The sequence below is a fragment of the Halanaerocella petrolearia genome, from assembly GCF_054657875.1.
Map to the genome: position 1 here is coordinate 122,249 of NZ_BAAHXW010000002.1, position 13,749 is coordinate 135,997.

At 31.5% G+C, this 13,749-nt stretch carries 21 protein-coding genes; 1 reads left to right on the plus strand and 20 read right to left on the minus strand.

The annotated features are described in order from the left end of the window. Positions 1-8: 8 nt before the first annotated feature. From ACYQ39_RS07815 to ACYQ39_RS07900, 18 genes are all read right to left on the minus strand, one after another. On the minus strand, positions 9-254 hold the full coding sequence (locus ACYQ39_RS07815) for a hypothetical protein (protein WP_459841880.1): 246 nt from the start codon (positions 252-254) through the stop codon (positions 9-11). 26 nt (positions 255-280) lie between these two features. Then, on the minus strand, positions 281-493 hold the full coding sequence (locus ACYQ39_RS07820; RefSeq protein ID WP_459841882.1) for a hypothetical protein: 213 nt from the start codon (positions 491-493) through the stop codon (positions 281-283). Between the two features lie 16 nt (positions 494-509). Beyond that, the gene (locus ACYQ39_RS07825) at positions 510-1,355 is read right to left on the minus strand and encodes a sensor histidine kinase (protein WP_459841884.1); all 846 of its coding nucleotides are present in this window, start codon (positions 1,353-1,355) and stop codon (positions 510-512) included. A gap of 142 nt (positions 1,356-1,497) precedes the next feature. Continuing rightward, positions 1,498-2,337: a sensor histidine kinase gene (locus ACYQ39_RS07830; RefSeq protein WP_459841886.1), complete on the minus strand. Its 840-nt coding sequence runs from the start codon at positions 2,335-2,337 to the stop codon at positions 1,498-1,500. 129 nt (positions 2,338-2,466) lie between these two features. Then, the gene (gene dnaB / locus ACYQ39_RS07835; RefSeq protein ID WP_459841889.1) at positions 2,467-3,798 is read right to left on the minus strand and encodes a replicative DNA helicase; all 1,332 of its coding nucleotides are present in this window, start codon (positions 3,796-3,798) and stop codon (positions 2,467-2,469) included. A gap of 139 nt (positions 3,799-3,937) precedes the next feature. Continuing rightward, positions 3,938-4,384 (minus strand): 50S ribosomal protein L9, encoded by a 447-nt coding sequence (gene rplI / locus ACYQ39_RS07840; protein ID WP_459841891.1) that lies wholly within the window; start codon positions 4,382-4,384, stop codon positions 3,938-3,940. Positions 4,385-4,430: 46 nt separating this feature from the next. After that, complete coding sequence (locus tag ACYQ39_RS07845) at positions 4,431-5,312, minus strand: DUF2232 domain-containing protein (protein ID WP_459841893.1); 882 nt, start codon at positions 5,310-5,312, stop codon at positions 4,431-4,433. A gap of 10 nt (positions 5,313-5,322) precedes the next feature. Next, a complete protein-coding gene (locus tag ACYQ39_RS07850) occupies positions 5,323-5,643 on the minus strand; it encodes a MazG-like family protein (protein WP_459841896.1) in 321 nt (106 codons plus the stop codon). A 105-nt stretch (positions 5,644-5,748) separates the two neighbouring features. Then, positions 5,749-5,958: a 30S ribosomal protein S18 gene (gene rpsR / locus ACYQ39_RS07855; RefSeq protein WP_459841897.1), complete on the minus strand. Its 210-nt coding sequence runs from the start codon at positions 5,956-5,958 to the stop codon at positions 5,749-5,751. Positions 5,959-5,978: 20 nt separating this feature from the next. Further along, positions 5,979-6,392: a single-stranded DNA-binding protein gene (locus ACYQ39_RS07860; RefSeq protein ID WP_459841899.1), complete on the minus strand. Its 414-nt coding sequence runs from the start codon at positions 6,390-6,392 to the stop codon at positions 5,979-5,981. A 21-nt stretch (positions 6,393-6,413) separates the two neighbouring features. After that, complete coding sequence (gene rpsF / locus ACYQ39_RS07865) at positions 6,414-6,698, minus strand: 30S ribosomal protein S6 (protein ID WP_459841902.1); 285 nt, start codon at positions 6,696-6,698, stop codon at positions 6,414-6,416. Between the two features lie 100 nt (positions 6,699-6,798). After that, positions 6,799-7,896: a redox-regulated ATPase YchF gene (gene ychF / locus ACYQ39_RS07870; RefSeq protein ID WP_459841904.1), complete on the minus strand. Its 1,098-nt coding sequence runs from the start codon at positions 7,894-7,896 to the stop codon at positions 6,799-6,801. 105 nt (positions 7,897-8,001) lie between these two features. Further along, positions 8,002-8,175 carry a DUF951 domain-containing protein gene (locus ACYQ39_RS07875; protein WP_459841905.1) on the minus strand — a complete coding sequence of 58 codons (174 nt, stop codon included), beginning with the start codon at positions 8,173-8,175 and terminating at the stop codon, positions 8,002-8,004. Between the two features lie 152 nt (positions 8,176-8,327). Continuing rightward, on the minus strand, positions 8,328-8,591 hold the full coding sequence (locus ACYQ39_RS07880) for a cupin domain-containing protein (protein ID WP_459841907.1): 264 nt from the start codon (positions 8,589-8,591) through the stop codon (positions 8,328-8,330). Positions 8,592-8,608: 17 nt separating this feature from the next. Then, positions 8,609-8,980, minus strand: coding sequence for a pyridoxamine 5'-phosphate oxidase family protein (locus ACYQ39_RS07885; protein ID WP_459841909.1), 372 nt, complete (start codon positions 8,978-8,980; stop codon positions 8,609-8,611). An 89-nt stretch (positions 8,981-9,069) separates the two neighbouring features. After that, positions 9,070-9,918, minus strand: a complete 849-nt coding sequence (locus tag ACYQ39_RS07890) for a mechanosensitive ion channel family protein (RefSeq protein ID WP_459841912.1) — start codon at positions 9,916-9,918, stop codon at positions 9,070-9,072. Between the two features lie 19 nt (positions 9,919-9,937). Next, the gene (alr, locus tag ACYQ39_RS07895) at positions 9,938-11,041 is read right to left on the minus strand and encodes an alanine racemase (RefSeq protein WP_459841914.1); all 1,104 of its coding nucleotides are present in this window, start codon (positions 11,039-11,041) and stop codon (positions 9,938-9,940) included. Beyond that, on the minus strand, positions 11,028-12,080 hold the full coding sequence (locus ACYQ39_RS07900; protein ID WP_459841916.1) for a YkvI family membrane protein: 1,053 nt from the start codon (positions 12,078-12,080) through the stop codon (positions 11,028-11,030). Before ACYQ39_RS07900 ends, alr begins: the two co-directional genes overlap by 14 nt. A gap of 139 nt (positions 12,081-12,219) precedes the next feature. Here ACYQ39_RS07900 and yyaC point away from each other — a divergent pair, with 139 nt between their 5' ends. After that, positions 12,220-12,903 (plus strand): spore protease YyaC, encoded by a 684-nt coding sequence (gene yyaC / locus ACYQ39_RS07905; RefSeq protein WP_459841918.1) that lies wholly within the window; start codon positions 12,220-12,222, stop codon positions 12,901-12,903. Here the strand turns inward: yyaC and ACYQ39_RS07910 are convergent, their stop codons facing one another. Next, positions 12,904-13,329 (minus strand): GNAT family N-acetyltransferase, encoded by a 426-nt coding sequence (locus ACYQ39_RS07910; protein ID WP_459841920.1) that lies wholly within the window; start codon positions 13,327-13,329, stop codon positions 12,904-12,906. Beyond that, positions 13,319-13,741: a bactofilin family protein gene (locus ACYQ39_RS07915; RefSeq protein WP_459841923.1), complete on the minus strand. Its 423-nt coding sequence runs from the start codon at positions 13,739-13,741 to the stop codon at positions 13,319-13,321. Before ACYQ39_RS07915 ends, ACYQ39_RS07910 begins: the two co-directional genes overlap by 11 nt. Positions 13,742-13,749 lie beyond the last annotated feature (8 nt).

The following is a 13,749-nucleotide window of genomic DNA, read 5'->3' on the forward strand; positions in this document are numbered from 1 at the left end:
GAGCAGACTTAATCTGCTCCAACAGTACTATCACTTCTATTCTCTTCAGCTAAATCAATAATACTAAAATCAAGAAAGTAGATAGCTAAAGTAGCCATCCAGAAAGGAATATGTATCAAATAACTAATTAAACAGAATAAAAATAAATTCCCATTAACTACTTTAGAAATATTCACTTTAAGATACTCTATTATCAAAGGTAAAATTATCAGATTACCTAAAAATAATATAATAAATCCTATTAATGAAGCCATAAAAGATACTTGCCATTCAACCTCAACTATAAATTTAATACTATAAATAAAATCAGTGTATGTAAACCATAAAGTTTTAAAATATTTCTTACAATTGCTACAGAAATGGTATAGAGTATTCCAATCTTTATATGTTTTTGCTTACTAATTTTAATCCCTATTAACCCTAGACCTACATAGGATAGTAATAAGCTTTCAACAAAAGTAGCTAATATCATCTTTTGTATAGATAACTCCATATTGTATCTTCACTCCTTATTTAGGAAAATAACAAGTAAATTCTGTTCCAAAATCAGCTCTACTCTCTACTTCTAACCTTCCTCCTGCTTCTTCAACTAAAGACTTAATAATATATAAACCAAATCCTCTGCCCACTCCTTTACTTGAAAAACCAGCTTGAAAAATCTTATCTAATAATTCTTTTTCTATAGGAAGACCAGTGTTATAAATAGATAATACGAATTGATTGTTTTTATCTATTCCCTTAACTCTAATGCATTTTTGATTATTTAATTTTTGAGTAGCGTCAATAGCATTATCTACTAGATTGGATACTATCCTAAAGGTTTTATCAATAGATAAATTAATTCCATCTATCCCTTCTTCAACTTGATATTTAAATTCAACTCCTGCTTCTTTAGCTTCTATCTGTTTACTAATTAGTAGAGAGTCTAAGATAGAATCTGTAGTTTGAGTCTGATTAAACTTTAAATTAACTAAATTTTGATTAATACTTTTAATATACTCTTTGATTTCCTCTTTTTTATCAAGCTGAACCATACCATAGATAGTCTGTAAATGATTAGAAAAGTCATGCTTTTGACTTCTCAAACTCTTAATTAGTCTCTCTTTCTCTTCTAATTTTATCTGTTTTATCTTAACATCAGCTTTATGTTTAATCATTCTATAAAGTTCCTTAACCATTATAATAGATAATATTGATAACCCTACCACTATAAAAGAAAAAATTTTTATTAAAACATCTGAAGCAAATACAAATAAGTCCAACTCCCTCCAAACAGTAATATAAAGCAATAAAAAAGATTGTAATAATAAAATAATAATAATATACTTTAATCTCGAATTATTAAAATCATTCATTAATTATCCCCACTCAAATCAAAAATTGATGGTTTTGTCTTTCTGCTTAAAAATATTTTTAATTATTTTTTATATTTCTATAAACATATTATAGTTCCTTTATTATAAAAAAATTACTTATAAAAAAGCAGGAAGTAAACGTTCACTTAGGTAAATAACACATAAACTCTGTTCCTAGATCTTTCACACTTCTAACTTCCAACTTACCATCAGCCTTTTGAACTAAACTCTGGGTAATATTTAATCCAAGACCTCTTACTTCTCCTTTATTTGAATAACCAAGTTTAAAAATTTGATCCCTTGATTCTTTATCGATAAAAGAACCCGTATTAAATACTAATAGAAGATATAAATCACCATCATCATACCCTTTAACCTTAATCATCCTTTCTCCTGTAGATTCTGTAGTAGCATCTAGAGCATTATCAACTAAGTTTGATACTATACGAAAAACTTTATCAATGGATAAATTTATCCCTTCCACCCCTGGGTCAACCTGATAATCAAATTGAATACCCAACTTTTTAGCTTTTATCTGCTTACCAATTAATAAAGAATCTAAAATAGAATCTGAAACTTTATCTCGTTTAAAATTTAATTTATTTAGATCCTGATTAATAGACTTAATATACTCTTTTATTTCTTCTTTATCTTTATTTAACTGTATCATACCATAAATTGTTTGTAGATGATTTGAGAAATCATGTTTATGCTTTCGCAATTTTTTAATCCATTCATTCTGTTCTTCTAATTTTATATCCTGTAACTCATACTTGGTTTTATAATCAATAAGTTTAAATAAATCTCCTATTATACTCATCATTAAAATAGATATCCCCATAATTATAAATAAGATAATTCCTAATGATAATTTTTTAGTAAATAAATTATAATACATATTAATAATAAGCAGCAATGATGAAAAGAATTGTAGAATTAGAGCAGATTTGATATATACTAACTTAGATTTATTCAAACTCATCCCCTATCTCCTTTCAATTAAAAATAACTTAGCCTTATTTATTTAAAACTATTAGTTTTTCAATTCTATAAATCTATAATAAGACCTCTAACTTTAAATAAAAAAAAGAGTAGATGGAAATTGCTCCACCTACCCTTCTCTCTTAGATAAATCAACAAACTTAGTATATTCTTTTTGAAAGGCTAATTCTACAGTTCCTACTGGACCATTTCTCTGCTTACCAACAATAATTTCAGTAATTCCCTTCTTTTCTGTATCAGGATTATAATATTCATCACGGTAGATAAAAGATACTAAGTCAGCATCCTGTTCAATGGACCCACTAGACCGTAAGTCACTTAATTGAGGACGCTTATCATTTCTTTGTTCTACTGCTCTACTTAACTGAGATAATGATACTACTGGTACGTCCAGCTCTCTAGCTAATCCTTTTAAAGAACGAGAAATCTGTGATACCTCTAATTGACGACTTTCAGTATTCCCACTACTTTGCATCAACTGTAAATAATCTATTAAAATCATACCTAAACCATGTTCAGCTTTGATCCTTCGAGCTTTGGCCCGCATCTCCATAGCTGTAATACCTGGAGTATCATCAATAAAGATCTTAGATTCACCTAACCGACCTGCTGCATGAGATAGCCTTTCCCAATCAACTTCTCTTAATTTACCAGTCCTTAATCTGTGACTATCTACTTGGGCTTCTGAACATAATAATCTTTGTACTAATTGAGCTTTAGACATCTCTAAAGAGAAGATACCTACTGGAATATCCTCTTCTACTGCTACATACTGAGCAATATTTAAAGCTAAAGCTGTCTTTCCCATACTAGGACGAGCAGCAATAATTATTAGATCTGAATCTTGAAAGCCAGAAGTCATCTTATCCAAATCTCTAAAACCTGTAGGGACTCCAGTTACATCATCACCATGCTCTTGTAATTGCTCTAACCGATCAAAAGTATCTATTAATATGTCATTAACTCCAGAAAAACCATCTACTCGTTTCGTTTGAGAGATTTCAAATATTTTACTTTCAGCCTCATCTAACAACTCACTAACCTCTTTTTCTTCACTATAGCCTAGACGAGAAATTTGATTTGCTACCTTAATTAGACGCCTTAACGTTGCCTTCTCTTCTACTATCTTAGCATAATGCTCTATATTAGCTGCTGTAGGTACACTGTCAATCAAAGAAGTAATATAAGAAGCTCCGCCAATGTCCTCTAACTTTTCTTCTTCTCTTAGTTGTTGATTAACAGTTACCAGATCAACTGGTTCACCTTTATCAAACAATCTACTAATCACTCTAAAAATGGTAGCATGAGACTGCCAATAAAAATCATCACTAGTCAATAATTCAACTGATTTAGCAATAGCATCTGAATCTAATAGCATTGATCCTAATGTAGATTTTTCAGCATCTAAACTATGAGGAGGGACTTTTTCCACCTCATCCATTATTATCTCACCTCCTCTAACATCTAGTATATTTGATTATTTCAAAAAAATATTCCAATTATCACTATAAAGACTAAAAAGAGTAGCACCAATCAGCTACTCTTTTTAGATCTTAAAACTATGAAAATGTTACTATAATTTACGCTTCTACAACCTTAACTTTAACTGTAGCTGTTACATCTTTATGAAGTTTAACATCTACTTTAGTACTACCTAGACTCTTAATGTTACCAGATAATTGTACTTTGCGCTTATCAACCTCAATTCCTGTCTCTTCCTTAATCTTATCTGCTACATCATTAGAAGTTACCGAGCCAAACAAACGACCATTATCTCCCGCTTTAACTGCTACTTCTATGATCATACCCTCAATTTCCTCAGCCTTTTCTTCTGCTTCTTCTAATTCACGTTGCTTACGCTTCTTTTTAGCATTCTTCTTCTGCTTTAAATTATTTAAATTACCTTGAGTAGCTTCCTTAGCCAAATCTCTAGGAAATAAGAAATTACGGGCATATCCATCTGAAGCTTCAACTACTTCTCCTTTGTTACCTAGTCCTTGAACATTATCTTTTAAAATAACCTTCATATTATCCCTCCATAATTATGATATAAGTAACTATTTAAATATTATGTTAACCCTTATTTAGGGTACGAAAATCAAATAGAATATCAGCTAAACCCACTAAAAACAGAGCCTGAGTAGTAAGTGGGAAGAATAAAATACCTATAATAATCATTAATTTATTCAATTTTCCTGCTAATAAGTAATAATAAGCTACAGCTACTCCCTCTAATAATAACATAAAAGTAGTAAGAATATAAATATTCATCCAAATTAATTGTTGACTAAAGTAAGCAGCTAAAAAATAAATAATTAATATAGCTTTAGGTAATTTTATTTCTTCTAACAAAAATAAAGGGGGATAATCAAATTCAGAAAAACGATTTAGAACTTTAACACTAAAGTAATAATTAACAATAGCTACAAGTAGACTACTACATAAAAGTAAAACAGGATAGGTCTGTTTAAGTAAGTTAATAACTTGAGTTGTAACTTCTTTTAAAGCTTGGTTAGAAATTCCTAATTCACTATAGATGTTAGCTCCTAGTTCAAAAGCTTCTTTCACTTGACCTAAAAGGTCAATATTAAAGATATAACTTCCAATTAATAAACTAACTGTAAAGGATATAATTACCCCAATTGTTCCTACAGTTAAAATTAAACCTGCAGAAAATTTTTCTTCAAATGCTGCTCCCATAAATACCCCAACCAAACCAGTATAAAAGATAGTCAGAAATATTAATGAAGGATTTGCTAACATCATCAATATTATCGTATTCACTATACTAGCAATGATACTCCAATTGCTATTCCGACGTGCTGCTAGTACAATTAAGGGCAAGGGAGTTAATATCAATAAAAAACTACCTAAAGGAAGATAGAGCCCTAAGACAGTCATTACTACTGTAATCCCGGCCAATAATGCTCCCTCTACTAGTGCTTTAGTTTCCAATAACTACACCTCAACTTCGCTTCTCCAAATGCTCCAACAACTCACTTAAATCGCCATACCAATCTTCAATCTGATGTTTATTATCGATATTACTCTTCAACTTATTCTCTAGTTTTCTGTCTAATTGGTCAAATGAATATCCCAATCTTTTGGCCAATAAATAAGCAGACATAATTATACCAACTATTAGGTCTAATAACTCAAATTTATCATTCCCTTTAACCATCGCCTTAAACAACTGAGATACATTATCTAGTATTTGAGTTTTCAACCACTCAATTATCTTCAAATTCTTAGTGATAGACCCTTTTTTGGAATTAAACTTCTTCATGAAGAACCTCCTAAAAACAATGTCTACCACCTTACTTCTGGAAAAAATTTCTTTTTCCTGCAAAATTAAAATAAAAGGAGGCATAAAATACCTCCTTTTTTCTAATTAGTCAATTTTAAAAGGTAACAAAGCCATATTTCTGGCTCTTTTAATTGCCTTAGTTAAATCTCTCTGGTGGTGTGCACAATTACCAGTAATTCTTCTAGGCAAAATTTTACCTCGGTCAGTAATATATTTATCTAATAGATTGATATCTTTATAATCAATCTTATCTACATCTTTTGCACAGAATTCACAAGACTTACGACGTGCCATATGGTCACCTCCCTATTACCTTAAAATGGAACATCAATATCGTCTTTATCATTAGACTGATCTGAATTACGATTTTGATTATTATTGTTGTTGTTGTTGTTATTATTATTGTTATTTGAATACTCTAGAAACTGAACGCTATTAGCCACAACTTCAGATACTTGACGTCGTTGACCTTGGTCAGTTTCATAAGAACGAATCTGTAATCTACCTTCTGCTGCTACCAATCTACCTTTAGATAAGTAATTAGCGCAATTCTCAGCTTGCTTTCTCCAAACAACAATATCAATAAAGTCGGTATCATAGTCACCATTTTTATTTCTAAAGTTTCGGTCAACAGCTAATGTAAAATTACAAACTGCTGTCCCACTTGGCGTATACCTTAATTCAGGATCGGCTGTTAATCTACCAATTAATACAACCTTATTAAGCAAGTTAAAACACCACCCTGCTATTTATTCATCTTTCAAAATAATATTTCGAATAACATTATCATTAATTCCAAAAATCCGACTTAATTCATCAATAGTTGCAGGTGCTCCTTGAAAGTTAACTACTGCATAATAACCAGCTTTTTGGTCATTGATTTCATAAGCTAACTCTTTTGTTCCCCACTTATCTACATTAATTACTTCACCTTCGTTATCATCAATTAAGTCAGTAATATTCTCAACTAAATCTTCTTTAGCATCCTCTTCTAAATCAGGATTAATAATAAACATAGTTTCATACTTTCGCATATCCTTCACCTCCTCCATATGGTCTCCGGCTCTAACTCAAGGTTAGAGCATGGAATCGATTATCATTATAACATAGCTTGACTAATTTGCAAGATAAATTTTAAACATTAAACTTAAAGTAACAGACATCGCCATCTTCAACTATGTAGTCTTTTCCTTCTAGACGTAATGTTCCTTCTTCTCTAGCTTGAGCAAAAGAACCTGCTTCTAATAATTCTTCATAACTAATAACTTCAGCCCGAATAAAACCTCGCTCCATATCAGAGTGAATAACTCCTGCTGCCTCTGGAGCAGTAGACCCTTCTGTTACTGTCCACGCCCTAACTTCCTTTTCTCCTGCTGTAAAGAAAGTAATTAAGCCTAGTAATTTATACCCTGCTTTAATTAATTTATCCAGCCCTGACTCTTCTATTCCTAATTCTTCCAAAAATAACTCTTTTTCTGCTCCTTCTAACTCAGCTACTTCTGATTCAACACCCGCACTAACTGTAACTACTTCAGCATCTTCTTGAGCTGCTTTAGACTCTATTTCTTCAACTAATGGAATATTATCTTTAGCAATATCATCTTCTCCTACATTAGCAGCATATAAAACTGGCTTCAAGGTCAATAGATTTAAATCTCTAATTGATTTTTCCTCTTTTTCAGATAAATTAAGAATGCGAGCTGGCTTTCCTTCTTCTAGAACTTCCTCTACTTTTTCTAATACATCCATCTCTTCTTCATACTTCTTTTCACCAGACTTTAACATTTTTTCTGTCTTTTCTTTCTTATTAGTTACACTATCTAAATCAGCTAAGATAAGTTCCATTTCAATGATTTCTATATCACGTAAAGGATCCACACTTCCTTCTACATGAGTAATATCATCATTTTCAAAGCAACGTACTACGTGAACAATAGCATCTACTTCTCTAATATTACCTAAAAATTTATTACCTAAGCCTTCTCCTTTACTGGCCCCCTTAACTAAACCAGCAATATCAACAAATTCAATTGCAGTAGGTATTGTCTCTTCAGGATCAATTATTTCTGTTAAGTTATCAAGTCTCTTATCTGGTACATCTACAATTCCTATATTAGGATCAATAGTACAGAAAGGATAATTTTCTGAATCAGCACCTGCTTCAGTAATTGCATTAAATAAAGTAGATTTACCTACATTAGGTAGTCCTACAATTCCACATTTCATACCCATAACTTCAACCGCTCCTTTATGTTAGTTTACAGTGTATAGTTGACATTGAAACATTTAGCTCCTATGGTTTTGATTTTTAATTATAAATTGTACATTGTGAATTCTTCATACCTTTTGCTTAATATTCTTTTCAAACTTTCGGCGTGGTAACATAATCATCCGCTTACATCCAGTACATTGTACTCTAAAATCAGCTCCAACTCTTAAAATCTTCCATTTATTATTACCACAAGGATGTTCTTTTCTAAACTTTACTACTTCACCAACAGCAAACTCCATACTGTCACCTCCACAGTATACTAAACTTCTTACAAAAGTATATAAGGAAATAGTAGAAAATGCAAACGAAACTACTTTAAAATAAAAACCCCATTCCTTTTAAAATCTTAACATAACTAAAAGGAATGGAGATAATATATTTCCAATAATAATTACTGTTCAACAACTGGAACTAAAAAAGAAGCAACATATATTTCATTATCTGTCTTTACAGAATGCGTTTTACCAGCTGGAACAACAAATGTATCTCCAACTTCTAACTCAATCTCTTCATCTTCTAATATTCCAACACCAGCTCCTTTAATACAATGAAAAATCTCATCTTCTTCTGCATGCTTATGCAAAGGTACTTCTTTATCGGCAAGAATATGATAGATATTAGTGTCTACCTTTTCTTTAATAGCCTCAATATCCATATTAAACACCTCCTTAATTATAAAGTCTGAGTTATGGAATCAACAGTAATCTCTACTGCTGCTCTCGCCCAAGGAAATCTCTCTTCTATGGTATTAAACTCTTTGCCAGTTTCTATAAAGCTAGCTCTTCCTTCTATTAAAAATCCTGTTCCTTGCCCCTTTAGCCCTTCCACTTCTTGACTACCTACTGTAATAAGTACTCTATCATTTTCATTAATATTTGACTCTGTTTTATTCATTCCACCAGCTGGAAATAATAAACGTTCATCATCGGTAATATGTATATAACTATTCCAAGTATTCACCAGATGAGACTCCTCTGTACCTTGAGTAGCAATAGCAACTACTCCTTCATAATTAAACACTTCCAATAATGTTTCTGGTAACATTTAAATCATCCTTTACTCATATTATTTCCTTAAATTATAATAACAGCAGGTTGTTTTTTCTGTGATACAACTCACACTGATTCTTGACACTAATTACCCTTCTCAACAATTGTTAAATGATCATATGGAATATCAATCTCTAGCTGATCAAAGCGTTCTTTAATTCTCTGCTTTATAACTCTTTCCATCTGCCAGACCTGAAAAGGGTCTACCATAGCTACAATACGTAAATTAACACTAGAAGAAGCTAACTCCTGCACTCCTAGAACTGTTGGCCCTTCTTTAATTACTTCAGCGTATTCATCTTTAATCTCTTGACATAACTTATCTAAGACATTGATAGCTTCTTGAATATCTTGTTCATAATTAATTGCTGCATCTACTACAACTCTTCTGGCACTAGCAGTCAGATTAGTCACTTGATCAATACTACCGTTAGGAATATTATGAATAATTCCATCAAAATCTTTTATTTTAGTTACGCGCAGACCTATTTCCTCTACAACTCCCTCTTGCCCAGCTATTTTTATATAATCTCCTAATACAAACTGCTTTTCAAAAAGAATAAAAAAGCCAGTAATTACATCCTTGACTAAACTCTGAGCCCCAAAACCAACAGCTACCCCAACTACTCCAGCACCAGCTATAATTGAAGTAGTTGGTACTCCTAAGACTTCAAGGGCCATAGTACCTCCAATAAAGTACAAAATATATCTTATACCACTCTGCAAAATACTATTAAGCGTCTTATTCCTTTGCTTGATATATTTATCATCTGAATCTTTTTCTCTAAAGAGTCTATCCAAAAAGAAACTACCAAAACGCAACAATAACTTAGTTGCTATTAAAATACCAAATAACTGCAATAGAGCTAGTCCACTTTTAATCAATATCTCTGGGGCCAACAACTGGGCCAACCAGTCAATCAATTCTTCCATCTAATCACCCCTTGTTCCATTATTTAGTGTATATCCTATCTACTCTAGGGCCAATTCTACTAATTACTTCATAATTTATTGTACCCAATTTATCTGCTAATTCATCAGCAGTTATTTTCTCCTGTTCTTCAGCCCCTAATAAAGTAACCACTTCTCCAATTTCTGCTTGGGCACCTGTTAGATCTACCATTAACTGATCCATACAGACTCGCCCAATGACTGGGTAAAGTTGGCCCTGATATAAAACTTCTCCCTTATCAGATAAATTACGAGGATATCCATCATGATAACCAACTGGTAAAGTAGCTACTTTAGTAGAAGCAGAAGTAACATGGGTTCCTCCATAACTGATACTAGTGCCAGCAGAAACTTCTTTAAGGTGAGCAATTTTAGTTTTCCAATTTAAAGCAGGCTTTAAATCTATCTTATCAATCAACCCAGAACTAGGATATAATCCATATAGTAAAAGTCCCATGCGCACTAAATTATAATGGCTAGTAGGATAGTCAATAATTGCAACACTATTGGCTGTATGTTTAATAGGTATCTCAATACCTACTTCTTTTAATTGCTTGACTACTGATTTAAACTGCTTTAATTGTTTTCTAGTATAGTCAACATCTGTATCTGCCTTAGCAAAATGAGTGAAAATACCCTCTAACTCTAAGTTAGGCAATCTCGCAATCCTCTTAATTTCAAATAAACTTTCTTCTGGTTGAAGGCCAATGCGTCCCATACCTGTATCTAGTTTGAGGTGAACCTTTACTTTATTACCCACTTTAGATAATTCTTTAGCTAACTGATAAGTATAAACTGTAGGAGTTAATTTGTACTCAACTACTTCCTTTATTTGATCAGAAAATAAAGTTCCTAAAATTAAAATTGGAGCATCTATTCCTGCTTGCCTAAGCTCTACGCCTTCAGCGACTGTAGCTACCCCTAACCAGCTAGCTCCAGCTTGCAGTACTCTTTTAGCTACTTTAACTGCTCCATGACCATAAGCATTAGCTTTCACAATAGCCATAATATCTGTTTCTGGCTCTAAATATTCTGCTACCTGTTCTAGATTATATTCAACTGCATCTAAATTAACTTCTATCCAACTAGAGCTAGTGCTTTCCACAATTACCACTTCCTTTATAAACCTTTTGCACACCATAACTAACTATCAGCAATACTACCAGACTTAAACTTATCTTTCCTAACCAAGGATAAACAAACTCTACTAATTGAGAAAAAGATAATTGGATTACTGGTAAAATAAAAAATAAGATAATGATTAACAACGTGCTCTTTCTAAATTTAGATATTGCTTCTAATCTAGTCACTAATCCATATAAATTACAACTAGCTGTCGTTATCATTGCTAACCATAAGACTAAAGCATAAATATAATATAAACTTATCTTATATACCTTTAATATATGTAACATAGGAATTTCACTACCAACTACACTACTAAAGAAATCCAGTAGAATATATCCAATTAAAAAAGCAATGATACCTAATATTAAGCCACCAGTAAAAATACCCCAAATTAATTCCTTCTTTTCCACCTTAGCTGTTAGAGGTAACAGAATTGCCATTCCTAAAACTAAATTATACCCACTATAAATTAATGCTGATGATATAGGCATCCAATTAAGAGAAAAATGACTACTATTCAATTCAAAACTAGAAGTCAAATTAATAACTACTACAATACTAATTAAAATTAAAATAGGAATCAATATAGTATTTAACTTCATTACTCCATCAAGTCCATAATAATTAGTAATTACTATAGTTATAATAGTCAGAATCAAACCCAAATTTATTGGCCAATTGAAAAAATGATTGAATATTTCTTTACAACCAGCTAACATTACAATTAAACTACCTAATAAAAACAAGGTTAAAAATAAATCTGCTAATAAACCAATTACCTTACCACCTAATCTATAAAATAAACTTTGATAATCTACTAATTGAATATGATAACCTACTAATCCAATAGCAATACCTAAGAAAATAAATAAAAATCCAGATAAAATTATTCCTAATAGACCACTTGGACCATAACTGACAAAAAACTGTAGTATTTCCTGCCCTGAAGCAAATCCAGCTCCAATAATAGCACCAATATAAGTTACAGTCACTTGTAAATATCTATCTAATTTCATATTATCCCTCCCCCATCTAATATATATGAGGTAAGGAATGAGATAAATTTTAGTAAAATATTACAGTTTTAAACTGGATAAATAATCATATACTAAAAGAAACAAACAAAAAACTTAAGCTGGGGAGGAAATAGATAGTATGAAAAATAAAAAACAGATACTCTGTCAGTACTGTGGTAAAGAATTACCCAGCCCCAAATTTATTAAAGATCAAAAACCAGTCTGTCAATCCTGTTATACTAATCTACAGAATATATCATCTACTACTTTTGATCGTCAAGAATTATTAACACATGACAGGGTTCATGTTGATGACCCACTAGCAATATCCAATCTGAAAAAAATCATCAATCGCCAATTACAATTAAGATATCACAATCAACAACAAAAAATAATTATAGTCTGTATTGGTACTGATCGTTCCACTGGAGATTCACTTGGCCCTTTAGTAGGTTCTAAACTAAATAACTTTCGCCTTAATAAGATTGATGTCTTAGGAACTTTAGAGTCTCCAGTCCACGCTACAAATTTAAAAGAAAAATTAAATTTAATTCAACAGACTTATAACAATCCCTTTATTATTGCAATTGACGCTGGATTAGGAAAGAGTAGTAGTGTAGGTGCAATTAGTGTTAAAGATGGCCCTTTACAGCCTGGTTCAGGAGTCGATAAGGAGTTACCAGAAATAGGGGATTTGCATATTACTGGTTTAGTCAATGTAGCTGGTTATATGGAATACTTTGTACTACAGAGTACTAGATTAAATATAGTACTTAAAATGTCTAAAATAATCTCTTATGCGTTAGCAAAAAGTTTAAAATAATTATAATTCTAATTTCATCTTTAAATGTTCAATTCCAGCTTCTATAATTATTTCTTCAGAAACAACTTGAAAACCATTTTTATTATAAAAATCTCGAGCAGATAATTGGGCATGTAATGTCAAAGCAGAAAGATTATTTCTAGTAGCAAAGCTTATAACTTTAGTTATTAATTCTGTACCTATACCTTGTTTTCGAAACTTAGACCTAACTGCCATACGTTCTACTTTACCTATTTCGGCTTGGTTTCTTAGTCTACAAGTACCAATTACTTCTTCGCCTTCTTTTACTATAAAGTGTTCAGCTTCATTATCTTTACCATCAATCTCTAATTCTAGAGATACTCCTTGCTCCTGAACAAATACTTCTTTTCTTAAGTTTAAGGCTTGATTTAATTCTTCTGTTGATTCAACAATCTTACACTTCATCATCTTCCTCCTCAGTTACATCAACACTATCTTCTTGGTAATCATCAACTATTTCGGATTCTGAATGATCTAAATTAGCGGTACTACTTCCTTCAAAAACACCTCCATCATGAATAACTAAATTAGACATACTTATATCTCCAGCTAATTTTCCTGTACTTACAATCTCTAATTTATCTTTAACTTTCACATTTCCTTCTACAAAACCAGCAATCATTACATTTTGAGCTTTAATATCAGCTGTTAACTTTCCTTCCTGACCTACAAAAACATCTCCTTCTACAATTAGTTTACCATTTAATCGTCCATCGATTCTAATTGATTCTGCTACTCTAATTTCTCCCTCCATTACTGTTCCTTGGCTAATTACTGTTCCTATCTTTTTTTCATCTGATTGTTTCTTATTAAACATTATTAGTC